This is a genomic window from Streptomyces sulphureus DSM 40104 (assembly GCF_000381025.1).
GTDB lineage: Bacteria > Actinomycetota > Actinomycetes > Streptomycetales > Streptomycetaceae > Streptomyces > Streptomyces sulphureus.
This window is the reverse complement of record NZ_KB905813.1, coordinates 703007-727698: the sequence shown is the minus strand read 5'-3', so window position 1 is coordinate 727698 and position 24692 is coordinate 703007. Positions and strand designations below refer to the sequence as shown.

Annotated in this window: 28 protein-coding genes and 2 pseudogenes; 12 read left to right on the top strand and 18 right to left on the bottom strand. The window is 70.2% G+C overall.

All coding sequences use genetic code 11. The features are described 5' to 3' along the window. The first annotated feature begins 3 nt into the window (after window positions 1-3). Window positions 4-987 (top strand): aliphatic sulfonate ABC transporter substrate-binding protein, encoded by a 984-nt coding sequence (locus F603_RS0103295; protein ID WP_019544590.1) that lies wholly within the window; start codon window positions 4-6, stop codon window positions 985-987. Window positions 988-1021: 34 nt separating this feature from the next. Beyond that, window positions 1022-1531: a transposase gene (locus F603_RS36455; RefSeq protein WP_106431216.1), complete on the top strand. Its 510-nt coding sequence runs from the start codon at window positions 1022-1024 to the stop codon at window positions 1529-1531. Here the strand turns inward: F603_RS36455 and F603_RS0103290 are convergent. From F603_RS0103290 to F603_RS0103280, 3 genes are all read right to left on the bottom strand, one after another. Beyond that, a complete protein-coding gene (locus tag F603_RS0103290) occupies window positions 1486-1824 on the bottom strand; it encodes a DUF3140 domain-containing protein (protein ID WP_026328098.1) in 339 nt (112 codons plus the stop codon). The two genes, F603_RS36455 and F603_RS0103290, sit on opposite strands and share 46 nt — an antisense overlap. Window positions 1825-1826: 2 nt before the next feature. Beyond that, complete coding sequence (locus tag F603_RS0103285) at window positions 1827-2048, bottom strand: hypervirulence associated TUDOR domain-containing protein (RefSeq protein ID WP_019544588.1); 222 nt, start codon at window positions 2046-2048, stop codon at window positions 1827-1829. An 851-nt stretch (window positions 2049-2899) separates the two neighbouring features. Then, window positions 2900-3715, bottom strand: coding sequence for an AraC family transcriptional regulator (locus F603_RS0103280; protein WP_019544587.1), 816 nt, complete (start codon window positions 3713-3715; stop codon window positions 2900-2902). Window positions 3716-3798: 83 nt separating this feature from the next. On the opposite strand from F603_RS0103280, the gene F603_RS0103275 reads away from it, so the two are divergent. After that, the gene (locus F603_RS0103275; RefSeq protein WP_026328097.1) at window positions 3799-4608 is read left to right on the top strand and encodes a sulfite exporter TauE/SafE family protein; all 810 of its coding nucleotides are present in this window, start codon (window positions 3799-3801) and stop codon (window positions 4606-4608) included. A 71-nt stretch (window positions 4609-4679) separates the two neighbouring features. Here F603_RS0103275 and F603_RS0103270 read toward each other — a convergent pair whose 3' ends face one another. Continuing rightward, window positions 4680-5144, bottom strand: a complete 465-nt coding sequence (locus F603_RS0103270; protein ID WP_158678595.1) for an FAD dependent oxidoreductase family protein — start codon at window positions 5142-5144, stop codon at window positions 4680-4682. Window positions 5145-5209: 65 nt separating this feature from the next. On the opposite strand from F603_RS0103270, the pseudogene F603_RS0103265 reads away from it, so the two are divergent. Continuing rightward, window positions 5210-5458: pseudogene (locus F603_RS0103265) on the top strand (LLM class flavin-dependent oxidoreductase); the annotation flags it as partial. Window positions 5459-5548: 90 nt separating this feature from the next. On the opposite strand, the gene F603_RS0103260 reads toward F603_RS0103265, so the two are convergent. Next, window positions 5549-6160, bottom strand: coding sequence for a nucleotidyltransferase domain-containing protein (locus F603_RS0103260; protein ID WP_019544584.1), 612 nt, complete (start codon window positions 6158-6160; stop codon window positions 5549-5551). 251 nt (window positions 6161-6411) lie between these two features. On the opposite strand from F603_RS0103260, the gene F603_RS31520 reads away from it, so the two are divergent. Then, window positions 6412-6666, top strand: coding sequence for a PaaI family thioesterase (locus F603_RS31520; RefSeq protein ID WP_019544582.1), 255 nt, complete (start codon window positions 6412-6414; stop codon window positions 6664-6666). Window positions 6667-6721: 55 nt separating this feature from the next. On the opposite strand, the gene F603_RS0103245 is transcribed toward F603_RS31520, so the two are convergent. Beyond that, complete coding sequence (locus tag F603_RS0103245) at window positions 6722-7558, bottom strand: NmrA family NAD(P)-binding protein (RefSeq protein WP_019544581.1); 837 nt, start codon at window positions 7556-7558, stop codon at window positions 6722-6724. Continuing rightward, window positions 7555-7707: a hypothetical protein gene (locus F603_RS35305; protein WP_019544580.1), complete on the bottom strand. Its 153-nt coding sequence runs from the start codon at window positions 7705-7707 to the stop codon at window positions 7555-7557. The genes F603_RS0103245 and F603_RS35305 overlap by 4 nt, the downstream gene beginning before the upstream one ends. A gap of 87 nt (window positions 7708-7794) precedes the next feature. Here F603_RS35305 and F603_RS0103235 point away from each other — a divergent pair, with 87 nt between their 5' ends. Further along, window positions 7795-8400, top strand: coding sequence for a TetR/AcrR family transcriptional regulator (locus tag F603_RS0103235; RefSeq protein WP_026328094.1), 606 nt, complete (start codon window positions 7795-7797; stop codon window positions 8398-8400). 131 nt (window positions 8401-8531) lie between these two features. Here the strand turns inward: F603_RS0103235 and F603_RS0103230 are convergent, their stop codons facing one another. The 6 genes from F603_RS0103230 to F603_RS0103205 all read right to left on the bottom strand — a co-directional run bounded on the left by F603_RS0103230 (window position 8532) and on the right by F603_RS0103205 (window position 15044). Then, window positions 8532-9110, bottom strand: a complete 579-nt coding sequence (locus tag F603_RS0103230; RefSeq protein WP_019544578.1) for a TetR/AcrR family transcriptional regulator — start codon at window positions 9108-9110, stop codon at window positions 8532-8534. A gap of 190 nt (window positions 9111-9300) precedes the next feature. Further along, entirely contained in the window at window positions 9301-10590 is a 1290-nt protein-coding gene (locus F603_RS0103225; protein ID WP_019544577.1) for an alpha/beta fold hydrolase, read from the bottom strand. Between the two features lie 102 nt (window positions 10591-10692). Next, a complete protein-coding gene (locus F603_RS0103220; protein ID WP_019544576.1) occupies window positions 10693-11757 on the bottom strand; it encodes a 2,5-dihydroxypyridine 5,6-dioxygenase NicX family protein in 1065 nt (354 codons plus the stop codon). 83 nt (window positions 11758-11840) lie between these two features. Further along, on the bottom strand, window positions 11841-13394 hold the full coding sequence (locus F603_RS0103215; RefSeq protein WP_019544575.1) for an OPT/YSL family transporter: 1554 nt from the start codon (window positions 13392-13394) through the stop codon (window positions 11841-11843). Window positions 13395-13602: 208 nt separating this feature from the next. After that, on the bottom strand, window positions 13603-14370 hold the full coding sequence (locus F603_RS0103210; RefSeq protein WP_019544574.1) for an IclR family transcriptional regulator: 768 nt from the start codon (window positions 14368-14370) through the stop codon (window positions 13603-13605). 206 nt (window positions 14371-14576) lie between these two features. Beyond that, the gene (locus F603_RS0103205; protein WP_342665897.1) at window positions 14577-15044 is read right to left on the bottom strand and encodes an ATP-binding protein; all 468 of its coding nucleotides are present in this window, start codon (window positions 15042-15044) and stop codon (window positions 14577-14579) included. A gap of 148 nt (window positions 15045-15192) precedes the next feature. On the opposite strand from F603_RS0103205, the gene F603_RS0103200 reads away from it, so the two are divergent. After that, window positions 15193-16047: a helix-turn-helix domain-containing protein gene (locus F603_RS0103200; protein WP_019544572.1), complete on the top strand. Its 855-nt coding sequence runs from the start codon at window positions 15193-15195 to the stop codon at window positions 16045-16047. Further along, on the top strand, window positions 16044-16250 hold the full coding sequence (locus F603_RS0103195; RefSeq protein WP_019544571.1) for a DUF397 domain-containing protein: 207 nt from the start codon (window positions 16044-16046) through the stop codon (window positions 16248-16250). The genes F603_RS0103200 and F603_RS0103195 overlap by 4 nt, the downstream gene beginning before the upstream one ends. A gap of 166 nt (window positions 16251-16416) precedes the next feature. On the opposite strand, the gene F603_RS0103190 is transcribed toward F603_RS0103195, so the two are convergent. The 5 genes from F603_RS0103190 to aztB form a co-directional block, all read right to left on the bottom strand. Further along, window positions 16417-17247 (bottom strand): SigB/SigF/SigG family RNA polymerase sigma factor, encoded by an 831-nt coding sequence (locus F603_RS0103190; protein WP_019544570.1) that lies wholly within the window; start codon window positions 17245-17247, stop codon window positions 16417-16419. A gap of 568 nt (window positions 17248-17815) precedes the next feature. Then, a complete protein-coding gene (gene aztD, locus F603_RS0103185) occupies window positions 17816-19000 on the bottom strand; it encodes a zinc metallochaperone AztD (RefSeq protein ID WP_026328092.1) in 1185 nt (394 codons plus the stop codon). Between the two features lie 62 nt (window positions 19001-19062). Continuing rightward, the gene (gene aztC, locus F603_RS0103180; protein WP_019544568.1) at window positions 19063-19953 is read right to left on the bottom strand and encodes a zinc ABC transporter substrate-binding protein AztC; all 891 of its coding nucleotides are present in this window, start codon (window positions 19951-19953) and stop codon (window positions 19063-19065) included. Between the two features lie 59 nt (window positions 19954-20012). Continuing rightward, a complete protein-coding gene (locus F603_RS0103175; protein ID WP_026328090.1) occupies window positions 20013-21242 on the bottom strand; it encodes a hypothetical protein in 1230 nt (409 codons plus the stop codon). Then, window positions 21239-22111: a zinc ABC transporter permease AztB gene (gene aztB, locus F603_RS31515; protein WP_037955134.1), complete on the bottom strand. Its 873-nt coding sequence runs from the start codon at window positions 22109-22111 to the stop codon at window positions 21239-21241. Before aztB ends, F603_RS0103175 begins: the two co-directional genes overlap by 4 nt. Window positions 22112-22156: 45 nt before the next feature. On the opposite strand from aztB, the gene aztA reads away from it, so the two are divergent. From aztA to F603_RS31510, 4 genes and pseudogenes are all read left to right on the top strand, one after another. Beyond that, entirely contained in the window at window positions 22157-22879 is a 723-nt protein-coding gene (gene aztA / locus F603_RS0103165) for a zinc ABC transporter ATP-binding protein AztA (protein WP_026328089.1), read from the top strand. A gap of 136 nt (window positions 22880-23015) precedes the next feature. After that, the gene (gene rpmG, locus F603_RS0103160; protein ID WP_019544564.1) at window positions 23016-23180 is read left to right on the top strand and encodes a 50S ribosomal protein L33; all 165 of its coding nucleotides are present in this window, start codon (window positions 23016-23018) and stop codon (window positions 23178-23180) included. A 23-nt stretch (window positions 23181-23203) separates the two neighbouring features. Further along, window positions 23204-23458 (top strand): type B 50S ribosomal protein L31, encoded by a 255-nt coding sequence (locus F603_RS0103155; protein ID WP_019544563.1) that lies wholly within the window; start codon window positions 23204-23206, stop codon window positions 23456-23458. Then, window positions 23458-24612: pseudogene (locus tag F603_RS31510) on the top strand (CobW family GTP-binding protein). The gene F603_RS0103155 and the pseudogene F603_RS31510 overlap by 1 nt, the downstream one beginning before the upstream one ends. The last annotated feature ends 80 nt before the right edge of the window (window positions 24613-24692 follow it).

Below are 24692 nucleotides of genomic sequence, written 5' to 3'. Positions count from 1 at the left end.
GCCATGCCCGGAAGCAGGACACGCCGCACCCTGACGGCACTCTTCTCCGTCACCGTCTTCAGCCTCGCCCTCAACGCCTGCTCGGGGAGCGCCGGTCAGGACGACGACACGGTCAACTTCGGCTATATAGGCGACTACAACGGCGCCAGCCTGCTCGCCATCGCACAGGAGCAGGGGCTGTGGAAGAAGCAGGGCCTCACCGCGAAGGCGAAGGTGTTCAACAACGGCCCCGTGCAGGTCCAGGCGCTCGGCTCGGGCGACCTCGACTACGGCTACATAGGCCCGGGCGCCATGTGGCTCCCGGCGTCGGGGAAGGCGAAGGTCGTCTCGGTGAACACCTTCACCTTCGCGGACCGCGTCATCGGACAGCCCGGCATCGAGACGATGAAGGACCTCAAGGGCAAGCGGGTCGGCGTGCCCGAGGGCACCTCGGGCGACATGATCCTCAACATGGCGCTGGAGAAGGCGGGGATGACGACGAAGGACATCAACAAGGTCGCCATGGACCCGTCCACCGTCGTCTCCTCCTTCACCTCGGGGAAGATCGACGGCGCCGGCATCTTCTACCCCTCCATCGACACCATCAAGAAGAAGGTCCCGGGGATGGAGGAGGTGGCCAGCACCAAGGACACCGGCGACCGCTTCCCCACGGCGTTCGTCGCAGGGACCAAGGTGCCGGAGGAGAAGAACCGCAAGGTGGTCAAGGTACTCCAGCAGGCCAACGACTGGCGCAAGAAGCACCCCGAGGAGTCCATCGCCCTCAGCGCGAAGATGCTGAACGTCAGCAAGGCGCAGGCGAAAGCGGACGCCTCGCACGTGGAGACGCTCTCCACCGACGACCTCGCCGCGAAGACGAAGAGCGGCGAGATGGACCGCTGGCTGAAGAAGCTCGGCGACTTCTTCGTCCGCAACCAGCAGCTCGACGAGAACCCCGATCCGTCGGACTACTACACGGGCGACCTCTACCGGGAGGTGCACTCGGGCTAGCCGGTGTTCCGGATGTGCCGTTGACTGATGCGCAGTGGGCGCGGATCGAACCCTTGCCCCCGGACCGCGCGCCGAAACGGGTGGCCGCTGGCGAGACCATCGTGTGCTGATCGACGCGATCGCCTTCAAGTTCCAGACCGGAACCCAGCGGGTCCACCTGTCGGGCAAGTGCGGCAACTGGCGAGGTGTCCACAACCGGCTGCGGACGTGGGCTGTCGACGGCACCCGGGAGCGAGTGTTCACCGCCCTGGTGGCCCGGACCGGCACGGACGAGGACCTCAACTGGACCGTCTCGGTGGGCTCCACGATCGTGCGGGCTCATCAGCACGCGGCCGGCCCCGCAAAAAGGGGCCCCGACAAGGGCTACCGAGGCGCCGGCAACACGCACTCCGCATCCGTGCTGGGGACGACAGGAGCCCCTCTCCGCGAGCCGGCAGGCAGTGCACCGATCCCACGCGAGGATCCGACTCCTCGTCGAGCAGGCCGTGTCTTCACCGCTCAGTCGTCGGCCTCAGGGTCGTGGCCCCAGTTCATGAGGGAGTAGCGCCATGCGGAGTCGTGCACGTCGCCGCGTGGCCGCTGGGCAAGGTGCCGGTGTATGTAGCCGACGACCTTGCGCATGTGTGCGAGGTCGTCCGGCGTCAGCTCTTTCTTCTTTTTGCGCTGCAGTGCGACGATGCGGCGGCCCGAGGCGTGCCCGGTGCTTTCTTCGTCTCCGTGTTTCTGACCGACTTGCTGGGACTCCTTTGAGCGCAGCCAGTGCTCGAGCTGCCCGGGTGTCATATTGACCGCCTGCTGGAAATCGGCGATCATCTGGTCTCGCTGTTGGGGTGCCATGCCTACTCATTCCTTTTTCGCAGGGCTTCGGGCTTGTGTACCGCCCGGCCACCGGACTTCTCGCTCTCCACTTCGTACTGGGGAGAATCCGGCGACGCGTCGACCGTGCGGCCCGCCGCCTTCGTCCGCTTCGTGATCTTCCTCTTCACTCTGCCCACGGCCTCGCCGCCGTGGCTGGACCAGGAGACCTTCTCGCCCCTGGCCAATTCCTGCCGTTTCGCCATTGCACGCCTCCGTGGAAGACAGCGGCTCCTCCTCGGGTCGCCAAAAACCCCTCAGCAAAACGGCGGAACCGCTCACTCGGGCGCACTTCGGGAGCGCTCATGTGCGCAGCCCTGGTGGACTGGGTACGGGCGGGCTGTGGCACTAGCCCCGCCCCGGCGTTCCCCGTGAACGACCCGCGTGCCCGGAGTCGCAGAGCACGCCACGGAGAAGCCTCACCGTCGAAGCCGCTGGTTATGGGCCGGACCGACACCACACCACGTAGTGGAGACGCACGATGCCCTGCCCTCTGCTCGCGAATGCGGACGTAATCAGCGTGACGCGCGTGGACCGCTGCGAAAGGCCGAAGTGCGGCGACGACAACGGGACCTTCGCGTTGAGGCGTCCCCCGGAATGTGGGCACACAGGTCCATGCTGCGATTGCGCGATGTATCTGCTCGTAGGTGCTGTTGTGCGAACTCCGCAGACGAGAGGTAGTTGAGGGCGCTGTGGCGCCGGCGAGCGTCGTAGTAGGCGAGCCGCTGGAAAATCTCCAGTGGCTCGCCTGCCGCGCCGTCGAGAACACCCTCTGGTGCTTCGTCTCGGCGAGAGCATTGTCATAGCTTGAGCCGACCCGGCCCATGCTCCTGCGGATTTTGAAGCCGTCGCAGACCTGCACGAACGCAGCCGACGTGTACTGAGTGCCCCTGTCCGCGTGGAAGATCACCCCGTCGACGCCAGGACACCTTCCCTTGGATCTGCAAGGTCCGTTGTCAGAGGGTCCACACCGCCGGGGGCGCCTCAGACCAACGACCGGCTGAACCGCACGAAACCGCCTAGCCGCCCGGCGCGTCGAACCGGGGCTCCGCACACGTCACTTGGGTGCCGTCCTCCCCTCCGGAGGGCGGCTCCCGCGTGCGTACGGGCTGTGGCGGCCGGCGAAGCGGGAGGGCGGGGTGCCGAAGGCGCGGGTGAAGGCCGCGGTGAAGGCGGCGGGCGAGGCGTACCCGAGTCGGACCGCGACCTCGGTCACGGTGGCGGTGCGCAGAAGTGGGACGGCCGCGAGGAGGCGGGCTCGGGCACGCCAGGCTGCGGGGCTGTGTCCGGTCTCGGCCCGGAAGCGCCGGGTGAAGGCGCGCTCGCTCATCGCCGTCGCGGCCGCCCAAGTGGCGTTGCTCGTACAGGTGTCAGGACCGGCGAGGTAGCTGCGGCAGAGAGCGGCGAGCTCCTCGGAGGGCGGCATGTGCAGGTGGTACGGGAGCGGGGTGCGGGCGGCGATCTCGTGCAGCAGGAGTGCGGCGATGTGGCCCTCGCGTCCGGTGAGCCCGTAGTCGGGGGCGAAGTCGACCGCGGCGAGGAGGAGTTCGCGCAGCAGCGGCGGGACGTCGACGACAGTGCAGGTGGCCGGCCACCAGGGGACGGCGTCGGGTTCGACGTAGAGGCTGCGGGTGCTCACCTCCAGCATGTGGACGCGGTGCCGGGTGCCGGCCGGGATGAGGACGGCGCGCTCGGGCGGGACCGTCCAGGTGCCGTCCGCGGTGTCGACGACCATGACGCCGGTGGCTCCGTGGAGGAACTGCGCACGGCGGTGGTGGTGCCAGTCGAGCAGGTGGCCGGGCGGGTAGTCGGTGCCGATCGGGAGGACGGCCCGGTCCAGGTGGTCGACTTCGGCGAGGGGGACGTTCTTCACGCAACCACGGTAGCGGCCGGAACGCGAAGGAAACGTGCCGACCTTCGCATGCGCGCCGCCCGCGGGCCTGGTGGGGTGGGCTGGTGGACGTTGTGGCGTTGGTCGGAATCGGGCTCCTCACAGGGGCGACGACGGTGTTGTTCGGGTTCGGTGGCGGGTTCGTCGCCGTGCCCGTCGTGGTGTGGGCGGACGCCGCCCTCGGCGACGACGCGATGCGGGTGGCGACGGCGACCTCGGCCGTGGTGATGGTCGTCAACGCGGGGTTCGCGACGGCCGTCACGCCGCGGCGGATACTCGTGGCGCTCCGGGGCAGCGGCCCGCTGTTGGCGCTGCTGGTGCTGGGGGCGTCCGTGGGCGCGTGCGCGGCGCGTGTGGCGCCGCCGGACCTCGCCCGGTGGGCGTTCGTCGGATACGTCGGCCTGACGGTCGTGGACCTGCTGATGCGGCCCGGCTTCCTCCGTCCGCGGCCGGAAGCCGCGGCCGAGCAGGGGGCGCGGCCGCTGCCCGCGGCGCTCGGTGCTCCGGTCGGTGCGGTCGCGTCGTTCCTCGGAGTGGGCGGGAGCGTCCTGACGGTGCCCACGATGCGGCGGGCCGGGCATCCGATGGGGGTGGCGACCGCGTTGGCCAACCCGCTGACGGTGGCGATCGCCCTGCCCGCCGCGGCGGTCTTCCTCGCGGCCGAGGCCGCCGTCCCGCTCAGCGGGAATACCGCGGGCGGGACAACCCTGGTGGGGCTGGTGGACCCGGTCGCGGCGGGGGCGCTGCTGCTCGGGGCGTTGCCGGTGATCGCGGTGGTGCGGCGCCGCCCGCCGCGCATACCGGACCGCGTCCATGCCTGGACCTACATCGGGCTGCTGGTGGTCGTAGGCTTGGCGATGGTGCCGCTCGGCTAGGCGAGCCCGATAGCCTCGACCGCGCACCGTCGCCGAACCACCCTGTGACGGGGCGGAGTTCGGCCTCGCGGTCAGTCGCTGTCGCTCCGGCTATTCCCGTTGGAGGACGGCGGGGAGCTGTCGGAGTCGGACGCCGGCTGCTTTGCGAGCGGAGCCTCCGCGACGTCGAGGAGCTTCGCCAAGGCTTCGGAGCGCGAGGAGACAAGCTCCTGGAAGATTCCCACCAGGTCCGACGCCGGGTAGTAGCGCACCGCCGCCTTCATGTACGCCCTGACCGAGAGGAACCCGCGCATCTCGGTGATCCCGTTCGCCGGTGCTGCCTCGCCAGGTGCCCGGGAAGCGGGCGACCCGCCGCAGCCCGCGGGGGTCGATGTCGAAGAGCCGGTAGCCCTCGGCGAAAAGGCGAGGACGGCGCTGGGGCCGCCCTCCACCGTGCCGTCGACGCGGCGTGTGAAGCGCACGCCGAGGAGGGGGTACCGGGGGGTGCGCTCAGGGTAGGCGAGGCCGCGCACCATGTGCGTCTTGGCTGCGCTCACCGTCACGGTCCGCGGTGCTCTCGCCCTCCGCGGAATGAACCGGGACGAGAAGCGTTGCACCCGGTATGAAGAACATCGGGTTTCTGTCCTTCGGGCACTGGACGCCCTCCCCCCACTCGCGGACCCGCTCGGCTGCCGACTCCCTGCTCCAGGCGATCGACCTCGCGGTCGCCGCCGAGGAGCTCGGAGCCGACGGCGCCTACTTCCGCGTCCACCACTTCGCCCGGCAGCACTCGTCACCGTTCCCGCTGCTCGCGGCGATCGGTGCCCGCACCGATCGGATCGAGATCGGCACCGGCGTCATCGACATGCGCTAGCGCATATCGTGGTTATAACTCTGGTGGGTCAGGCTGCTGCGGGCGTATACGTCCTTGCCCTCCGCCCGTTGTCCACACTTTCCGGAGCTAGAGCGTTTTCAACCATGGATGAAGAGGGTTCTGGCCGCGGAGCGTCTGGGCGAGCCAATCGAGGCTCGGCGAGTCCAGATGGTCCAGGCACCGTTCGAAGTCTTCGGTGTCCTTCTGCCGCGCATGTTTCGCCTTGAGAAGCAGTTGCACTTCGGGCCGCAGGTAGGCGATACCGTCCTCCGTCCAGAGGCAGTCCGCAAGGGGGCGGGTAATTTGGGGATCGCGCTTGTAGACCCAAGACAGATCCTTCACGCTCTCCAGCATGACGTCGTATTCCCAGGGGTCCGCACCGCTGGCACGCAGCCAGAGGTTGCCGCAGTCGGCCGGGATCGAAGTGCCTTGGCTCGGGACCATCGGAGTGAGACTGCCTGCTGCGGCCCACGCGTCCAGGTGCGGTGATACGAAGTCCACGAAGTCATTGAGGTCGTCCTTCGGGATGCCGATGTCGAGATCGCCGTGCTCGCGCGTAGTCTTCGTGAACGCGTCGATCGCCCAGCCTCCAGCCACCCACCAGCAGCCCGAGTAGTTGCGGAGCAGCGCCGCAGCGTCGACGGGAGTACGCAGTCTCCATGGGCCGTACAGGCGGACGATCTCCTCATGGCTAAGCACGATCTAATCGTACTTTGGTGCGTAGGCCGACCTTCCGTCTACTTCCGCCAGTTGGGCCACGTCGGCATCCCGCGGCCCCTCCAGGTCTCCACCAGGCCAGCGACCCAGCGGGCGGACGCGAAGAGTCCATAACCGGACCCCGCGAAGCCCACGGCGACCACGAGCCAGCGCCCGATGCCGAGCCACACGTTCCCGTCCACGTCGGATGCCCACTGAGCGCCCGTAATGAGCCCAGCGACGGCGGCGCGCTGATGTCGCTGGGGGACGCGGCCGGCGCCGTCTGCGCCTTCCTCAACCTGCCGCCGGGCGCCGGGACTTCGACGGTCGAGTCGAAGACGAACTTCCTCCGCGCCGTGCGCGCCGGCTCCGTACGGGCGGTGTCACGACCGCTGCACACGGGGTCGACGCTGGTCGTCATCGAGACCGGGCTCTCCGACGACGAGGGCCGCCTCGTAGGACGGATGACGCAGAGCCAGTTGGTGCTGTCCGCCCGCCCACGCGAGTGAACGAGCCGGCAGGAACGGAGTGTCGGCCCCGGCGGGCGCCAACGACCGGAGGTTGTCAGGCAGTTCGCACCGCATCCCCCAGGTGGGCCCGGAAGGTACGCGGCGGCCGCCCGGTGACGCGCTGCACGGTGTCGCTGACGCGGTCCTCGGCGCCCTCGGCGATGGCACGGTCCAAACCGGCCAGCAGCGCGGCGAACTCGGACGGCACCTGCTCGGTGAGCCGCGCGGACAGCTCCTCGTACGAGACCCGGCGGTGGACGACGCTCCGTCCGGCGACCTCTGCGAAGAGCGCGGCGACGTCGTCGTAACTCAGCGTCTCCGGTCCCGTGAGGACGAGATCGGTGCCGGGCGCCTCCCTGTCGGTCAGGGCGCGGACGGCGACGGCCGCAATGTCCTCGGCGTCGACGAAGCCCACCCGACCGTCCGCGGTAGCGCTCAAAACGACGCCCTCCTCGCGGATGCTCCGCGCATGCACATGGTCGCCCGTGAAGTTCTGCATGAACCAGCAGGGCCGCAACACCGCCCATTCCGGGAAGAGTTCGGGAAGAGCGCGGTGGACGGCACCCACCGCCGGTCCGCCCGCGGGGATCGCCGACGAGCTGAGCAGCACCGCCCTGCGCACCCCCGCGTCCCGCGCCCGGTCGAGAAAGGGAAGCATGACCGACGCCGGGTCGCTCTCGCCCGGGGGCGGCAGAAGGTAGACGCGGTCGACTCCTTCGAGGGCCGCGGCATGAGTGGCCGGCTCGTACCAGTCGAAGGCCACCGACTCCGCGCCCAGAACCGCGGCGCCCCGGCGACTGGCGGCCTTCACACGGTGTCCGGCAGCCGTCAACTGCGCGGCGGTACGGCCGCCTGTCGTGCCCGTGGCACCGACGACGAGGACGGCGTTCACCGGCCGGCCGCGGGGAGGTCGGCGCCGGGGAGCGGGGTCCCGTGGTCGCGGTACGAGGACCCCTTCTCCGTGTGGCCGGAAATGCTCCCGTCGAGCAGAAGTCGCGGGCCGCGGCGGTGGATGCCAGCCGCGGAGGCGGGTGCGGACATGGGTGGCCTCCGTCTCGTAGAATTCGGACCCTGAGTCCGCTTCAACAATACGGACCCGGGGTCCGTTTCGCAATGGAGGCCCGCACCGTGCCCGAGCGCAAGCCACGCAAGGACGCCGCCCGCAACCGGGAGGCCGTCCTCGCAGCCGCGGACACCCTCTTCGCGCACTGCGAGAGCCCCGAGGAGGTGACGATGGCCGACGTCGCCGCGGCGGCCGGAGTGGGCAAGGGCACGCTCTTCCGCGCCTTCGGCGATCGGACCGGACTGCTCAGGGCCTTGTACGCGCAGCGCCTCGAACCGACGCGGGCGGCCGTCGAGTCGGGGCCGCCGCCCCTGGGGCCCGACACCCCGCCGCTTCAGCGGGTGCCCGCGCTCCTCGACGCCGCGCTGTGCTTCAAGTTCGAGAACCGGCACCTGGCACTGGCCTTGGAGGAGACCGGAAGCACCAGCCCCTACCAGGCAGGGCATTACGCGCGCTGGCACGCTCTGCTCAGGGACGCGTTGGCGCAGATCCCCGACGTACCCGACGCCGACTTCGCCGCCCACGCGCTGCTCGCCGCCGTCCGGGCCGACCTCGTCGAGCACCTGGCCGCACAGGGGATGCGGCGCGAGGTGTTGCGGGCCCGGCTGGCCGACTTCGCTGCGAGAGTGGTGGGTTCGGCTCCCGAGCAGGACGCCTCCGGCAGCGGGTGAACGACTCGGGCAGCCGTCGACCCGTCCCCTGGCGAGCTGCCGCCGGTCCGCCAACTCCCGGCGGGTGGTGCGGCGTTCAGACGACCCGCATCACCGCAGCAGTGCGACGCCCGCGGCAACACCGCTCGCCCTCAACGCGGTTGGCGCAGCCCCTCGACGAGGATTCCGACCACGCGGCGCGCGTCGTACCGGGAGTCGTCCTCCACGCCGACGCACAGGTTCCCGATACCGCGCAGGAGTTCGTAGGCTTCCAGGTCGGCTCGAACCTCGCCGGCGGCGGTCGCGGCGTCGAGGAGTTGGGCGCACACGGGGACGAGACGGTCGAGGAAGTACGCGTGCAGCGCCTCGAAGCCGGGGTTGCCCGAGTGGAGGACGGCGGCGAGGCCGTGCTTGGTGACGAGGAAGTCGACGAAGAGGCCGGTCCACTCGCCGAGCGCCGCGTACGGGGTGGGGCTCTTCGCCAGCAGCGCGGGTCCCGCCTCCGCGCACGCCTCGACCTGGTGTCGGTAGACGGCGATGATGAGGTCCGCGCGCGTCGGGAAGTGGCGGTAGATCGTGCCCACTCCGACGCCCGCCTCGGTGGCGATGTCGCGTACGGGCGCCTCCACCCCCGAGGCGACGAAGACCGCGGCAGCCGCGTCGAGGAGAGCCTCCTCGTTGCGCAGGGCGTCCACACGCCGGCGACGCGCACCCGTACCGCTGCCGTTCACCGCGACGCTCCTCCCTGCCGCTCCGCCGACGGAACGAAGTTCCGATTGCGCATGATGCCAGAGCCGGAAACCGCCGAGGCAGGCCGCACCCCTCCCCGACGGCGGGGCCTACGGCCAACCCTCTTGTGACGTCCTGCCGTTGGGAAACGCGCAGGATGCCCAACGACAACTGCCGGCGGACAACCGCGTCTTACACCTCCCCGCGTGCCATGGCAAGCAACCGGTCGAGGACGGCCGAATCCGCCCGCACCCCGTCGTGTGCGTAGGAGTTGGTGATCCACGGGCGCAGGCCGCGGACCCGCTCCGCGGTTTCCAGGGCCTGCTCGCGGTCGACGAACATGTCGTCGTGGTAGACGGCGGCGACGGCGGGGACCTCGTTGGCCGCGAGCCGGTCCAGGTCGTAGAGGGCCGGCCAGTCGGTGCGGTGCGCAAGCTGCTCGGCGGCGTCACGCAGGGGCACGAGGGCCGGGTCCTCCTCGAACTGCCAGGGGTAGATCATCTCGCCGGTGAAGCGGAGCGGGCCCCCGCGCCCGGCGTCGAACTCGGGGAACTCCTCGCGGACCCGGTGCGCCGCCCAGGCCGTGGCGCGGCCGCCCTGAGCGTAGATCGGCTCGTGGAGCACGGCGTAGAGCGGGCGCGGGGCGAAGGAGAGGGTGGCGTCGAGGCCGCGGAGAAACGGGTCGGAGAGGCAGGGGCCGTTCGGGCCGTCGACGAAGGCCGTCTCCAGCAGGTAGTGGAGACTGTCGAAATTGGAGGCGGTGCCGAAGGTGAGGCCGAGCGTCTGGAAGCGGCGCACGGAGAGCCGCTCGCCCGACGGCATGGCAACCTCGTGCTCGGCGAGGTGGGCGGCGACCGCGTCGGCGAGCTTCTGGTCGTCCGGGTAGCGGGCGAAGTAGCGCTCGTTGTGGGCGAGGGTTCGCCGGTAGGCGGCGCGGTAGACGTCGTCGGCGTGACCGGTGAGCGTGGGCAACCCGCCTGTTATGAGGGCCAGTTCGAGTCCCTCGGGGGCGTGGCTTAGGTAGGTGAGGGTGCAGAAGCCGCCGAAGCTCTGACCGAGGACGGTCCAGGGCCGGTCGCCCTGGAGCGCGCGCCGCAGGAGTTCGGCGTCGCGCACGACGGCGTCGGCGCGGAAGTGGGCGAGGTAGTCGGCCGCGTCGTCGCGGCCGGCGAGGGTGGTGCGGTCGGCGGGCGTGGAGCGGCCGGTGCCGCGCTGGTCGAGGAGGACGACGCGGTACTCCTCCAGCGCCCGGCGCAGCCAGGCGCCGGACGCGTTGGGGCGCTCCGCGCGTCCGCCCGGCCCGCCCTGGAGCCACAACAGGCGGGGCAGGTCGCGGTGTTCGTTCCCGGCCGCGACGACCTCGCGCGCGAAGAGGGTGATCCGCGGCCCGTCGGCGCGGTCGTGGTCGAGGGGGACGGCGAGCGTGTGGTCGGTGCAGACGAGTCCGCTGTGGCGGTACGTGCGCTCGACGGTCGTGGTCATGCGGTGCTCCGTGGCGATGTGCGGGTGTGCGCCGGGGCGCGCACCCCGGCGCCGGGCGGGGCGCCCCTCCCCGACCGGGAAGGGGCGCCCTGACGGGCGGACTCAGTAGCCCTCGACGCCCAGTTCGGCGCAGATCTCGACGAGTTCGGGGTGGACGTAGACGCCGTCCCGCTCGATGCACTCGCCGTCGAGGTAGATCGAGGGGCCGACGAGGGAGCCGTCGGTGTGGGCCGCCGCCACCCACGGTTCGCCGCCGATCCAGGCGCCCTTGGTGCCGATGCCGAGTTCGACGCACCCGAAGACCCGCTCGTCCTCGACGATCCGCCCGGTCGGCGCCGGCACCCCGGGGTTGAACCCGAGCGACCAGTGGGCGACGCGGTACATGTTCGGGTCGTCCCAGGACGCCATCCAGTTGCGGAAGACGTCCGCGTCCTGGCCGCCCTCGATGTTCGTGACGACGCCCTTCTCGACGGTGAGGCGGACCGGCGAGCGCAGCAGGCCGAGCTGGTCGGGCGGCCACAGGGCGCCGTCGAAGACGAGCACGCCGTCCTGGGTCTCCTCCAACGGGTTCCAGGAGATCTGTCCGGAGAGCATCACGGTCTCGCCCGGCTTCTCGGCGGGCTTGCCGCGGAGGTTGATCGGCCGGTCACCGTTGCGGCCGACGATGTCGGTGCCGTTCGGGGAGGTGATGCGCACCTCGTCGGCCTGCTCCAGGAGCCGCACCAGGGCCTTGCCGAGCTTCATCACGCCCTGGAAGTCGGGGCGTCCGACAGTGGCGACCAGCATGTGGACGTCCATGGCGGTGAGGTTGGTGTAGCGGCAGCCGTTGGCCATGGCGGCGCGGAAGGCGTCGGAGTGCATCAGGTACGAGACGGCGAACTCGATCCACACGTCCGCGTCGGCGATGGCACCGGCGACCGGTCGGGGCGGCTCCATGGAGGAGCTGGGGAGGGTCTCGGACCAGACGACCACCGGGTGCGCGCCGGCAGCCGCGACGGCCTGCGCCGTGGCGTCGACGACGCGTCGGTCGCTGCTCGTGTCGCCGGTGAGCACGACGTGCTCACCGGGCTTGACGAGCATGACCTCCTCGACGAGTTTCCGTGCGGCCAGCGCGAGTTCGAACCCCAGGTACTCGGGGCGCGGTTCGAGGCGGCTGAACATCTCCATGGGGCGTTCTCTCCTTGTGCGGGTGGTGCTGCGATCAGCGGGGCGGCAGCGGTGGCGGTGGAGGGCGGGCGCGAGGCACGGGCTCACCCGGCCTTGACGATCTGTGCCGAGTCGCCGAGCGAGCTGCCGGCGATGAGCCCGGCACCGACGAGGTTGAGCTCCTCGTCGGCCCGCGCACCGCGCCACCTGCGGTACACGACGCGGACGGCGAGCGCGGCGATGACGAGCCAGCAGGCGTGCGGGGTGGCGACGAGCAGGCCGGTGGCGAGCATGACGCCCATCTGCCGCTTGGTCCCGCCCAGCAGTTGGATCAGCGCTCCGGGGATCGCCCAGAGCAGCAGGTTGGTGAGGACGCCGGGCGAGTCGAGCCCGTGCTTGACGGTGTCGGCGTAGATCGTGGCGACCGGCGGGAGCATGTCCTGCTCGAAGTACGCCTGCCACACCAGCGCGACGACCGCGAGCGCGACGGCGAATCCGACGAGCGAAGCCTTGAGCTGCTCCCGCCGCCCGGCGCGCTCGTACGCGTCCCACGGGCGGTGGTCCTTCCGCAGCAGCCAGCCGGCCTTGAGGTCGTACCCCATGTCGGCGAAGGCGGGCCCGGTGGCGGAGACGTATCCCACGAGGAGGGCCAGCGGCACCGAGGGGATGCCCATGAGCAGGCCCGCGATCAGGAAGATCAGGGTGACCGCGAAGGCGGGGAACCAGCCGGACTGCATGGCGGCGAGGCCCACGATCAACTCGTGGACGATCGCTGCGAACGCGGCGAAGAGCGCCCAGCCGACGAGGGCGGGCAGGCTCATCTCGCCCAGCAGCCCGCCGAGCACCGCCATGACGACCGCGCCGGCCGTGAAGAGGCCGTAGCCGCGCATCAGCGTCCGGCGCAGAGTGGCCTCGTCGACGGTGGGCACGGCGGTGGGGTCGGCCGGCGCCGACGGGGCCGGCGTGCTGGTCCGCCGCCGTGCCAGGAGGCGGACGGCCTGCCCCAGAGCGACGATGCCCGCGCCGACCATGACGCCGTGCGGTATGAACTCGCCCGTCAGGTCGACGTCGAGCAGACCGGGCACGTACTCGGCGACGCCCAGGCCGAAGCCGAACATCAGCAGCGCCCACACGTTGCCGAGGAAGGCGACGCCCGCCGCGGAGAGCGGAAGGCTGAACAGGGCGCCGCCCATCCCCACGAGGGTGCCGGCGCCGAGGACGAGGGCGCGTTTGCCGCCCTTGTCGCCGGCTCTGATCGTCTCGGCCGCCGCGACGCCCGAGGGCCAGGCCGCGTCGGCGGGCAGCAGGCGGGAGCCGAACGACCGGTAGAGCACCCAGACGTCGATGAGCAGCCCGACGGTCGCGCCGGCCAGCATCGGCCAGACCAGGTCGCTGCGGCCGAAGGCGTACGGAATGGCGATGGAGGTCAACAGCACGTTCGCGGCGGCGAACGTGGCGGCGGAGATGGCGCTCTGGGCGAGGTTCTGCCGGTGGACCGAGCGCATCCGCCGCAGCCCCGCGAGCGGGATGCGCCCGATGAGCATGGCGACGAGCGCACCGACGACGGAGGTGTTCGCCGAGATGCCGAGCTTGGTGACGAGGTCGACGCCGATCACCGCACCCACCACCGAGAGGACGGCGAGCAGGACGAACAGCATCGGCTCGCGCACCTTCGGGTGCGCGGTGCCCTCCGCCCCTGACTCCGGCGGGGTCTCCTGGGGAGCGGCGGGGTCGGGGCCGGCGGCGGACGGGGAGTGAGGTGACACGGGGCACCCCTTTCGGCAAGGACGGGCCGGAGTACGGCGGTTCGGCCGACGCGTCGCTCGTCGCGCGGCTGTGCTGTGCGGTGTGGAAGGGCGGTCCGGGTCAGTCTCCGAAAGCGGCGGTGGCCTCGGCTGCCGCGTCCCTGACCAGGTCTCCGAGGTTCCCGGCGGCGCGCGAGACGCGGTGGGCCGGGCCGATGACGGTCAACGAGGCGGCGACGGCCCCCGCCTGGAAGACCGGGGAGGCAACGGCGGTCACCGCCTCGTCGTACTCCCCGTGGCTGAGGCTGACGCCGTCCTCGCGGACTTGCGCGTAACGGTCCATGAGGGCGTCGAAATCAGTGATCGTCTGCTCGTTGAAGCGCTGGAGCGGGCTGGCGCCGAAGAGCTGCCTGAGTTCGGCCTCGGGATAGTGCGCGAAGATCGCGTGTCCTGAGGCCCCTGCGTGCCCCGGCATCAGGGCGCCGACGATCGCGGTGTAGCGCACGGGCCCCGCGCCGTCGACGGCGGCGGCGCAGCGGTAGCCGCTGCCGTTGGGGACGTTGAGCACGACGCTTTCGCCGGTCTCCCGCAGCAGCCGCGCGAGGACGGGGCGGACGAGCGAGGGCAGGACGCCGCTGTGCTCGCCGACGCGTGCCAGCCGGGAGACCGAGGGGCCGAGCCGGTAGCGGCGCGTGGTCTCGTCGCACAGCAGGAAGCCGCGTGCGGCGAGTGTCGTGAGCAGGCGCTGGGCGACGGCCTTGTCCCAGCCGTGCTCCCTCGCCAGCTCGCTCACACCCCACTCGGGCCGTACCTCGGTGAAGGAGAGGAGGACGCTCAGCGCTCGATCGGCGCTCTGCAGCACGCCTTTCGGCGCTTCGGTCTCGGCCATGTCCCTGCTCCTTGCTGTGCCCGGCACGCGCCCACCGGATGGTGCGCTCAACGCAACGCCGTTGCGCTGAGGGGCGAGAACTATTTGACACGTTGACCCAGGTGTCAATACCTCCGGGCGAAAGAGCTCGGTGCGGCGGCCGCTTCTCTTCGGCCTGGCGGGTCGAGGCGCCGCACGTGAGCGTGACGCTGCGTCTCGATGCGGTATCAGTGCGTGCGCACGCCGGCGCTCACTTCGGCCCAGACCGTCTTGCCCGATCCGGCGGGGAGGGCGACCGTCCCCCAGTCGCGGGCGAGAGCGGCGACGAGGAGCAGGCCGCGGCCGTGTTCGCCGTCCGGCGCGGAAACCGGCCGCGGCAGTGCCTCGCAACGGGTGTCGGTGACCTCGACGCGGAGGACACGCTCGGGGGCGGCCGCCTCGGTGAGGCGGAGGTGGAAGCAGCGACCCGGCACGTGGCCGTGGCGGACGGCGTTCGCGGTCAGCTCGGCGGCGATTGCGGTGAGCGTCTCGTTGACGCGCGAGGTATAGGAATGGCCCCAGGCGTCGAGCCGGTGGGAGACGAGGCGCCGGGCGAGCCGTGCGCCGCGCGGGGAGGAGGTGAAGCACATGACGAACTCCCCCACGTGGGCGGGGCGTTGCGCGGCGGATTCGGGAGGGCGGTTTGTTCCGTTCACGGGGAGATGGTGGCCGTGCACGGGTAGCGTCGACCAGGAGCGACGGGCGGACCGGCAGCGGTTGTACGTGCGGTGGTCATGGCTGTATGCGGGGCGGCCGTAACCGGGCGGTGGCGTGCGCGAGTTGGACAGGGGCGGAGGTGACCGGATGGACGAACCGGAACAGTACGGAGACGGGGAACCGCGGCACGGCCCGGAGCCGGAGGTCGGCGGCGGCTTCCTCGTCGTCTTCGGACGGCAGCTCAAGGCGCTGCGCGAGAGGGCCGGGATGGAACGGCCGGACTTCGGCGCACGGGTGGGCTACTCGCCGTCGAGCATCGCCGCCTTCGAACAGGGCAAACGGATCCCGCCACCTCGATTCATCGACCTGGCGGACGAACTGCTCGATGCGGGCGGGGCGTTGAGGGCAGGGAAGGAGGAGGTGGCGAGGGCTCAGTATCCGGCGTTCTTCAGGGACGCGGCAAAGCTGGAGGCCAAGGCCGTCGAACTGCACGTGTACGACACGCTGTTGATCAACGGGCTGCTGCAAACTCCCGAGCACGCAGAGGCTGTCTTCCAGGTCCGACGTCCGCTACTGGATGCCGATACCGTCGCCCAACGCGTAGCGGCTCGCCTGGAGCGTCAAGCGATCTTCGATCGGGTACCCATGCCGACGATCAGCTTCGTGATCGAAGAGGCGGTCCTGCGACGACCGACGGGCGGCTGGGACGTGTGGCGCGGTCAGCTTGAACACATCCTTCTGTTCGGCCAGCGCCGCAACGTGGAGATCCAGGTCATGCCCAACGAACGTACCGAACATCCAAGCCTGGCCGGCCCCTTCACCTTGATCGAGACGGACGAAGGGCGCAGGATCGCCTACGTAGAGGTGCAGCGACACAGTCGTCTCTACACGGAGCGGAAGTCGGTACGAGAGCTTGAGGAGCAGTACGGCATCCTGCGGGCGCAAGCGCTGACCCCAACCGAATCGCTGGACTTCACGGAAAAGCTGCTGGGAGAAAGATGAACGCAGTAGGCAACGCACACGCGCACAGCTTGGAATGGTGCAAGAGCAGCCACAGCAGCGGGGAAGGCGGTCAGTGCGTCGAGATCGCAGCCTGCCGTGAGGCGATCCATGTGCGTGACTCGAAGTCCGCAACGGAGCCTGTACTGCACCACTCCCCCGACGTCTGGGCGGCGTTCGTCGCCTTCGTCGCACGGCAAGGGTGACGGTCGGAGGCGTACCGCCCGAGGGACGGGCTGCTGTCGCAGCCGCGCGATACCGGCCCGGTCCCTGTCTCCCGCTCCGGGAGATCGTCGGGGAACTCAGACGAACGGGACGGGTTCCCGAAGCGCGGTAGCCGGCTCGTGCTGCCTGCCCCGCAGCGCCGAGCGCTCACGCCGCCTGACTCGCCGCCGCGCACGGCTCGCCGTCGACCTCCCGGCGCACCCGGTCGCAGCTACGGGAGAGCAGCCGGGAGACGTGCATCTGCGAGACCCCCAGGTCCTCGGCTATGCGGGACTGGGACATGTCGTGGAAGTACCGCAAGTACAGGGCGCGCCGCTCCCGTTCGGGCAGTGCCCCGATGCTCGACCTGACGGCCTCCTTCGCCACGACCGTCTCGTAGGCCGGCTCCCGCTCGCCGAGGGTGTCGGCGAGCACGAAGCCGTCGCCCTCGTCGCTCTCGAGCGGCACGTCCAAGGAGAGTGCGCGGTAGCCTTCCATCGCCTTCATGCCTGCGACGACGTCCTCGACGTCCAGCCGGGTACGTTCGGCGATCTCCTGGACCGAGGGGGATTCCCCGCTTCCGGTGTCCATGCTCAGCAACGCGTCGCGCACCGTGTTGCGCAGCTCCTGGACCCGGCGCGGCACGTGGAGTTGCCAACTGTAGTCGCGGAAGTGCCGGCGGATCTCCCCCACGATGGTGGGCACCGCGAATGTGGCGAACGCGGTGCCGCGTTCGGGGTCGTACCGCTCGACGGCCTTGACGAGGCCCAGGGCGGCCGCCTGGCGAAGGTCGTCCAGGTTCTCGCCCCTGCCGCGGTACTTGGCGGCGAGTCGGTGGGCCATGGGGAGCCACTCTTCGACGATGCTGCCGGCCAGCTCCGTGTGCTCGGGACCTTCGGGGATGCTCGGCAGGCGGGCCAGGTCCTCGGCCGTGTCGGGGGCGTCGGCGTGGTCGTGACGGTAGCGCTGGGCACGTTGGGGAAAGGTCGTCTTGGTCACGGGCTCTTCTCCTTCCGCCGCGGTGACAGGACGCGGAGAGATCCGGTCAGGACACGCCAGGGCGCCACGCGGGCTCCCGCGACGTGCCTGACCTTCTAAGCACGTGCCCGTCCGCCTGACCGTGCCGCCCGGTACGCAAACGTCGGTGCGGCCGGTTTCTCGGTTCGCGGACGTCGTGCCGCAGCACCGTGCACGAACAACGTCCGCGGGACACTCGCTGGGTCCCGTCCCGAACTGCGGGACGCCTTTCGTCCGTTCACCCCGCGTTCGAAAAGCGCCGGGCAGCGCACCGACGACCGTTCGTGAACGAGCGGCGTGGGCCAGGGAAATGAGCAGCAACCGGCGAGGCCCCGCAGAGCCCGGCCACGGCACGATGCGCCGGGCCGGGCTCGCCGCGGCCTGACGTCGTGTCACCGGGCGACACAGCCCGTAGCTCTGCGGCTCGGTCGCCTCCATGACGAACTCGGGTCCTACTACCCGTAGTTGGCTGGACCTGTCGTTCCGAAGCGGAACCACCGCGTGTCGGCCCGGCGGCCATGCGCCGCCGGGCCGACACGTACGGCACTGCTCAGCTCGCGGTCACGCCGCTGACCTCGTTGGGCTTCTTGTCGAAGGTGCCGGTCGCCTTCTTCTTCCCCGTCTCGAGGTCGATCGCGTGGATCTTCTTCTTCTCGGGGTCCGTCACGTAGGCCGTGTCCTCGCGGACCCACAGTTCGGGGCGCGACTGCTGCCAGTCGATCGGCTCGCGCCAGTCCCCGACGGCCGGAATGGTGTCGGTCTCCTTGCCGCTCTCAGGGTCGAGGACGTGGATGTCGCCGTCGGTCCCCAACACCAGGGCCTCGCCCTGCGGTCCGCGCGCGAGCGACTGGAAGCTGTAGCTGGTGCCGAGATCGACGAGCTTTATCTTGCCCTTCTCGGTGTCCACCAGCGAGACCTGCTCCGGGCGCTCCAGTTCGGCCTCCGGGTCCGTCTTGTAGTCGCCCAGGACGATGGAGGACTTCTCCGAGCCCGCCTGGTTGCCGATCCGCCCGTAGTCGTCCGGGCTGTCCGCCTTGCGGATCTTCCCGTCCTTGTAGATCAATACGCCGTCCTCGCACCCGACGACGACCGCCTCCCCCTTCGCGGCAGCCTCTCCGTGCACCTCGGGGCATTCCTCGTTGCGCGTGACCTCCTTACGATCCTTGTCGAGGACGACCACCCCCTTGCGCTTCTTCGCCGTTCCGAGCGTGGTGACGAGTTCTCCGTTCTCCAACTCGATCGAGACGCCGTGATGCGGAGAGGGGGCCTTGTACGTCTCCACATCCGGCTCCCCGTCGGAGAAGGCGTCGGAGTCGAGAATGCGGGTCTCCCCCGTGCCGTCGGTGAAGAGGACCGTCTTCCCACCGTGCAGCACGACGTGTCCGGGCTCCGCACCCTCGAACTTCATGTCCGTCATCTTCTGCTGTGCCGCGTCCAGCACGCGGAATCCCTCGGACGTGGACACCATGATGTGCTTGTCGTCGCCGGCCGGGCTGACCCTGTTGTACCCCTCCAACGGGACGTCCCCCACGACGTCGAGTGACTCGCCGTCGAGCACGTATACGCCGCCGTCGTAGGTGATGGCGAGCGGGTCGCTGACGTTCGCCGAAGCCTTCTTACCCTCCTTCTTGCCGGACTCCTCTTCACTTTCTCCCCCGCAGGCGGAGAGGGCGAGGGAAGAGAGGAGAACCGCGGACACAACGACGCTGCTTCTCCTGCGAGTTCGGTGGCTCATGGAAATTTTCCTTTCTTCTGCCGTGACCGAGGGCACGGCGTTTCGACGGCACGACGGCCGGTTCACGAGGGAGCCAACCCTCCGGCTATGGCCTTGGTGTTGGAGCGCATCATCTGCAAGTAGGTGGCGGCTCCCTTTCCCTCTTCGGTGAGGGACTCGGAGAAGAGCGGGACGACGTCGACGTCCACGCTGCTCTCCCGTTTCAGCGCCCGGGCAAGCCGATCCGGTTGCGAGGAGTCGACGAATATCGCCGGGACCTCCGCGTCCTCGATCGCACCGGTCAGCGACTCCAGATCGGCCGCGCTCGGCGAGGCGAGCGTCGTACCGCTCGGAATGACGGCCCCCACGATCCGGAAGTCGAAGCGCTCCGCCATGTAACCGAACACGTGATGGTTGGTCACGAGGTTGCGGCGGTCCTGCGGAATGGCGTCGAAACTCTTCCGCATCCAGGCATCGAGTTCGTCCACCTCGGCCCCGTACGCCTTCTCCCGGCGGTCGATCGCGCGCGGATCTGCGCCGTCCACCTCTTCCTTCACCTTTTCGGCGATGAGGTCCACCGCTTTCCGCACGCGGTGCGGGTCGGTCCAGAAATGAGGATCGGCCTGCCCGGTGCTCTCACCCTTCTTGTAACGGAGCGGCTCGACTGCCGCGCCCACGCCGAGCGTCGGCACACCGGCCTCCTTCGCGGCCGTCACGTGGCGGAGCACGTTCTCCTCCAGCCCGAGACCGTTGTAGACGACCAGGTCCGCGCCCTCCATCTCGGCGGCCTCGGCTGCCGAGACCCCGAAGGAGTGCGGGTCGGCGTTCGGCTTCATCAGCACCTTCACGTCCGCCTGCCCGCCCACCACACTGCGGGTGACGTCACCGAGGATGTTCGTCGTGACGACGACCGTCGGCCGCGTGTCCTCGGCCTCCGCACACCCCGAGAGCGCGCCCAACACGGCGATGCACAACGCGGCACAGGAAGCCCTGACGCGTACCGGCCGGTTCGCTCTGCTCCTCTTCACGGCACTCACCTGCCCGTCTCGACCATGTCGGTCGGCGCGAAGTCGAGCGGGAAAGTGCGGGCCTTGCGGAGATCGTCGGCGTAGTCGATCTCGTATATCTTCTTGGCGTCCACGTCGTTGACGTAGGCGCGGTTCGCATCGATCTCGATGACCGGCTCGGAGCCCTTGCGCACCGGCTTGCGCAGTACCTTTCTGCTCGCCGACTCCTTGCCGGATTCCGCGTCGTAGGACGTGAGCGTCCCCGACCTGTCGAGGGCCAGCAGCGGGGTGCCTTCGCCTGCCGTGTTCACGGCGACAACCGGGCCCGAGTCCACCCGCTTCCAGCGGCGCTCGGTCACATCCAGCAGCCAGGCGCCCTTGTCACCGGCCTTCGCGGCCAACGTGGTCCCGAGTGAGCGGTGGCTGAAGCTGTCGGGACGCTCTTCCTTCTTCACATCGTCGGGGAAGGGGATCTTCTCGGCCTTCAGCTTTCCCTCGGTTTTCCCGCTGACAAAGAGCGCGCCGTCGGCGCATCCGAAGACGACGCCCCTGCGGGTCTCGGCAGCTCCCTGCAAGTCCGCGCATTCTTCGTCCAGTTGCTCCTTCTTCTGGCCCTTGGTGTCGCGGACCTCGACGACCGTGCGGCCACCGGAGCCGGAGACCGGCACCAGCGCAACGTCCTCGTACGGGACCACGGGTCCCTTTCGAGCGTCCTTCAGCACAGCCGTCGTCTTGAACTTCCCCTTCTCCATCCGGGCCCGGTCGAGCAACCGCGCCGTTCCGTCGGCGAAAGTCAGCGCGGTGAGCGACGGGCTGCTGAAAGCGTGCTCCGCCTCCTTCTTCTCGACCCGGCCCAGGTCCTTCGCCTTCGCCCGGTAGTAGTGGACGTGGTCGCCGTGGTCGACCATCCACGAGCCACCGTCGAAGACCCCGGTACCGTTCGGCGAAACGACGTAGGCGAAGCGGCCGTCGGTGCTCATTCCCGAGGCGTCCTTCGCACGGCCGAGCTTGCGAGTGTCCTCCTCCACGAGGTCCAGCAGGCTCACCGCTCCCGTTCCGTCGTCGCGCAGCACGAGCCGCGACTGCTGCTCCGCTGCCTCTTCCGCCCCCTCGACATATCCGTGCGGCTTCGCCGAGGACGAGGAATTGGAACCGCCCTCCTCCTGGCCGCCGCCCTCCGCGCACGAGGCGAGAAGCGAACCGACCACGAGAACGGCTGCCAGTGCGGGGACGGTTTTCTGCTGTTTTCGCGTCATGCTGCGGGCTCGCATTCACTACGGAGTTCTGAGGCAAAGGGTCTCCGCACACCGATCCGATCCCGGATTCCGGCGGCGGACACGGAGAGGAAAAAGAGGAGGACCGCGCTCGCAGCGATCGTCGCGCCGGCCGCGGTACCGAGGTGCCAGGAGAGCAGCAGCCCCAGGAACGTCGCGCTCACACCGCACACCGCCGCCCCCGCCATGACGGCAGGGACCCGCGAGGCCCACGGCAGCGCCGCGGCGGGCGGCGCGATGAGCAGCCCGAAGACCAGCAGCGTGCCCACCACGTGGAACGAGGTGACGATCGCGAGCGTGACCAGCCCGAGCAGGGCCGCGTGCGCCAGCCGCGGACGCAGCCCGAGGGTGTGGGCCTTGCGCTCGTCGAAGACGAGCGCAAGGAACGCCCGGTGCCCCACGGCGGCGACCACCGCCGTGACCACGAGCGCCACCGCGAGGTTGGTCAACTCGCCCTCCCGCACGGCGAGTACGTCGCCGAAGAGGAACCCCGTCAGGTCGACGGCGAAGGACTGCGAGCGCGAGACGACGATCACGCCGAGCGACAGCATGCCGACGAAGAGCAGGCCGATCCCGGTGTCCTGGGAGAGCCGGCGAGTGCGACCGAGGACCGTCACCCCGCAGGCCATGACCCCGGCGCTCACCGCGGCACCGATCAGCAGGTTCCCACCGAGGAGGGAGGCGGCGGCGACCCCCGGGAGCATGCCGTGCGACATCGCATCCCCGAGGAAGGTCATGCCGCGCAGCACCACCCATGTCCCGGTGAGGGCGCAGATCAGGGAGACGAGGACGCCGCTCCACAAGGCCCGTTGGACGAAGGCCACTTCGAAAGGGCCGGTCAACCACTCCATGGGCCGGAACAGTACAATGAAAATGATTGTCATGACAACTTGGAGGTGTTCGTGCCACCGCTCATCGAGGAAGCCGGAGTCCGTCTGCGGAACGTGGAGGCCGGCTATCCGCGCCACCCCGTTTTGCGCCAACTCACCGCCCGGCTACCGGAGTCCGCGGTCACCGCGGTCGTCGGGCCGAACGGCTCGGGCAAGTCGACGCTGCTGAGCGTGGTCGCGGGTGTGCTGCCGCACAGCTCGGGCGTCGTGGCCCGCGGCGCTCTCGTACGCCCCGGCCTCGTCGTCCAGCGCAGCGCCGTACCGGACTCACTGCCGCTCACCGTCCGTGGCGCCGTCACCATGGGCCGCTGGGCCCATCGGGGCCCGTGGCGGCGGCTCACCCGGCACGACCGCTCGGTGGTGGAGCACTCGATGGAACGGCTCGGCATCCGCGACCTGGCCCACAGGCAGCTCGGGGAGCTTTCCGGCGGGCAGCGCCAACGTGCCTTTGTGGCCCAGGGGTTGGCCCAGGAGCCCGACCTCTTCCTGCTGGACGAGCCGACGACCGGCCTCGACGCACGGGCGAAGAACGCCATCCTCGCGGTCCTCGCGGAGGCCGCAGCCGACGGCGCCGCCGTGGTGCAGGCGACGCACGACATGGCAGCGGCCCGCAGCGCGGACCACTGCCTCGTGCTTCAGGAGGGGCGGCTCGTCGCCGAGGGGACTCCGCGCGACGTGCTCACCGACGACAGGCTGCGCCAGGTATGGGGACTGCCCGAGGCTGCCTGACCGGGAACGAGGCGACCACCGTCAAGTGACGGGCCGCAGGCCCGCGTTGAGCGGGCGACGTCTTCGATTCGCACCGTCGCACCGCGCACCGACCACCGGCATTGTAGATGAAAACCATTTCCATTAGGGTGTGCGCATGGCACGCAACGAGAGCCGCCCGCTCATCAAGCTCCGCTCGACGGCGGGCACCGGCTACACCTACGTCACGCGCAAGAACCGGCGGAACAACCCCGACCGGCTGACCCTGCGCAAGTTCGACCCCGTGGCCCGGCGGCACGTCGACTTCCGCGAAGAACGCTGATCCAACAACCCGAAGGAGCCCCCGTGAAGCCCGGAATCCACCCCCCGTACCGCCCGGTCGTCTTCCGCGACAAGGCCGCAGGCCATGCCTTCCTCACACGCTCGACGCGCACCAGTGACACGACCATCACCTGGGAGGACGGCAACACCTACCCGGTCATCGACGTGGAGATCTCCGCGGCGAGCCACCCCTTCTACACCGGTGCGGCCCGCGTCGTGGACACCGCAGGACGCGTCGAGCGGTTCGAGCGGCGCTACGGTCGGCGCGGAGGCCGGTGATGCCGAGTTCCTCCGCCCTCCCCGTGGTCCTCGTCGCGGGGATGCACGCTGAAGCGCGCCGGGCGACCGTGGAGCGGCTCCTGCTCTCGGTGCCGGGCAGCATCGCCCTCCACCACGACCTCTCCCCGACCGACGACGGCAAGGTCCACCGCTCGCTGCGCGACGCCGTGGGCCCCGTGTCGCACGACGACATCGCCCGCGTCAACGGCTGCGCCTGCTGCGCCGTTCGCGAGGATCTCGTCCCCGCGCTCGGGCTGCTCGCCGATGCGCGGGCGCACACCCTCGCCGTCGTCGAGCTGTGGGACGCGGTCGAGCCACAGGCGATGGCCGAGACGATCGCCGCGCATGCCGGGGACACACTGCGGCTCGCCAACGTCATCACGGCGGTGGACCCGGCGCTCGTCCTGCCCTGCCTCGCCAACGGCGACGACCTGCTGGACGTCGGGCTCGGGCTCACCGCGGCCGATCAGCGCACCGTCGCCGACACCTGGGCACGCCAGGTCGAGTACCCGCAGGTCCTCGCGCTGGCGCCGGGCGGCGAGGCCGACGCCGAGGACCGGGCTCTCCTGCGTCAACTGCACCCGCTCGCGGTGCAGTTGCCCAACGACTCGGCCGAACTCGCCCGTGCCGCCTTCGCCGACTTCGACGTCGAAGCGGCCGCCGACGCGTAGCATCCGTCGTGCGCACGGCTTCCCCAGCACTCCGACGAAGCCGGGGTGGCCACCCGCGTATGGCGTCGTCGGCGTCCCTTCCACCCCGAGCGGCTCTACACGGCGCTGGAGGACCTGACCTGCGCGGCGACCCGCAGCAGAGGACGCTTCTGGCTCGCCGACCGGCCCGACACCCTGCTCTCGTGGGAAGCGGCCGGCGGCGCCCTGTGCGTGAGCCGGGTCGGCTCCTGGCTCGCCTCGCTGCCGAACGCGGCCTGGGAGACCGCCTCTCCCGCGCGCCGTGCCGCGGCGTCCCTCGACTGGCACCCCGAACACGGCGACCGCTGCCAGCACCTCGTCTTCACCTCACCCGGGCTCGACGGCGAAAGCCTCGAAGAGCTGCTCGACTCCTGCCTGTTGACCGACGCCGAGTACGCAGCCGGACGTGACGCGTGGCACCGGCTGCGGGATCCGTTCGACGGCCTGCTCGATCCGGTCGGTTGAACACCCGGCAGAGGGACGGGTGTTCCAACGGCAGTCGGCCGAAAGGTGCGCGCACCACGGCCGGCTGCCCGGCCCCGGGG

Coding starts and splice junctions, on each gene's coding strand:
- F603_RS0103195 (WP_019544571.1), top strand. CDS start 16,044: ATGAACGCAGTAGGCAACGCACACGCGCACAGCTTGGAATGGTGCAAG.
- aztB (WP_037955134.1), bottom strand. CDS start 22,111: ATGGAGTGGTTGACCGGCCCTTTCGAAGTGGCCTTCGTCCAACGGGCC.
- F603_RS0103290 (WP_026328098.1), bottom strand. CDS start 1,824: ATGGCACCCCAACAGCGAGACCAGATGATCGCCGATTTCCAGCAGGCG.
- F603_RS0103225 (WP_019544577.1), bottom strand. CDS start 10,590: ATGACCACGACCGTCGAGCGCACGTACCGCCACAGCGGACTCGTCTGC.
- aztD (WP_026328092.1), bottom strand. CDS start 19,000: ATGAGCCACCGAACTCGCAGGAGAAGCAGCGTCGTTGTGTCCGCGGTT.
- rpmG (WP_019544564.1), top strand. CDS start 23,016: ATGGCACGCAACGAGAGCCGCCCGCTCATCAAGCTCCGCTCGACGGCG.
- F603_RS0103220 (WP_019544576.1), bottom strand. CDS start 11,757: ATGGAGATGTTCAGCCGCCTCGAACCGCGCCCCGAGTACCTGGGGTTC.
- F603_RS0103295 (WP_019544590.1), top strand. CDS start 4: ATGCCCGGAAGCAGGACACGCCGCACCCTGACGGCACTCTTCTCCGTC.
- F603_RS0103200 (WP_019544572.1), top strand. CDS start 15,193: ATGGACGAACCGGAACAGTACGGAGACGGGGAACCGCGGCACGGCCCG.
- F603_RS0103175 (WP_026328090.1), bottom strand. CDS start 21,242: ATGACGCGAAAACAGCAGAAAACCGTCCCCGCACTGGCAGCCGTTCTC.
- F603_RS31520 (WP_019544582.1), top strand. CDS start 6,412: ATGTCGCTGGGGGACGCGGCCGGCGCCGTCTGCGCCTTCCTCAACCTG.
- F603_RS0103285 (WP_019544588.1), bottom strand. CDS start 2,048: ATGGCGAAACGGCAGGAATTGGCCAGGGGCGAGAAGGTCTCCTGGTCC.
- F603_RS35305 (WP_019544580.1), bottom strand. CDS start 7,707: ATGTCCGCACCCGCCTCCGCGGCTGGCATCCACCGCCGCGGCCCGCGA.
- F603_RS0103210 (WP_019544574.1), bottom strand. CDS start 14,370: ATGGCCGAGACCGAAGCGCCGAAAGGCGTGCTGCAGAGCGCCGATCGA.
- F603_RS0103215 (WP_019544575.1), bottom strand. CDS start 13,394: ATGCTGTTCGTCCTGCTCGCCGTCCTCTCGGTGGTGGGTGCGGTGATC.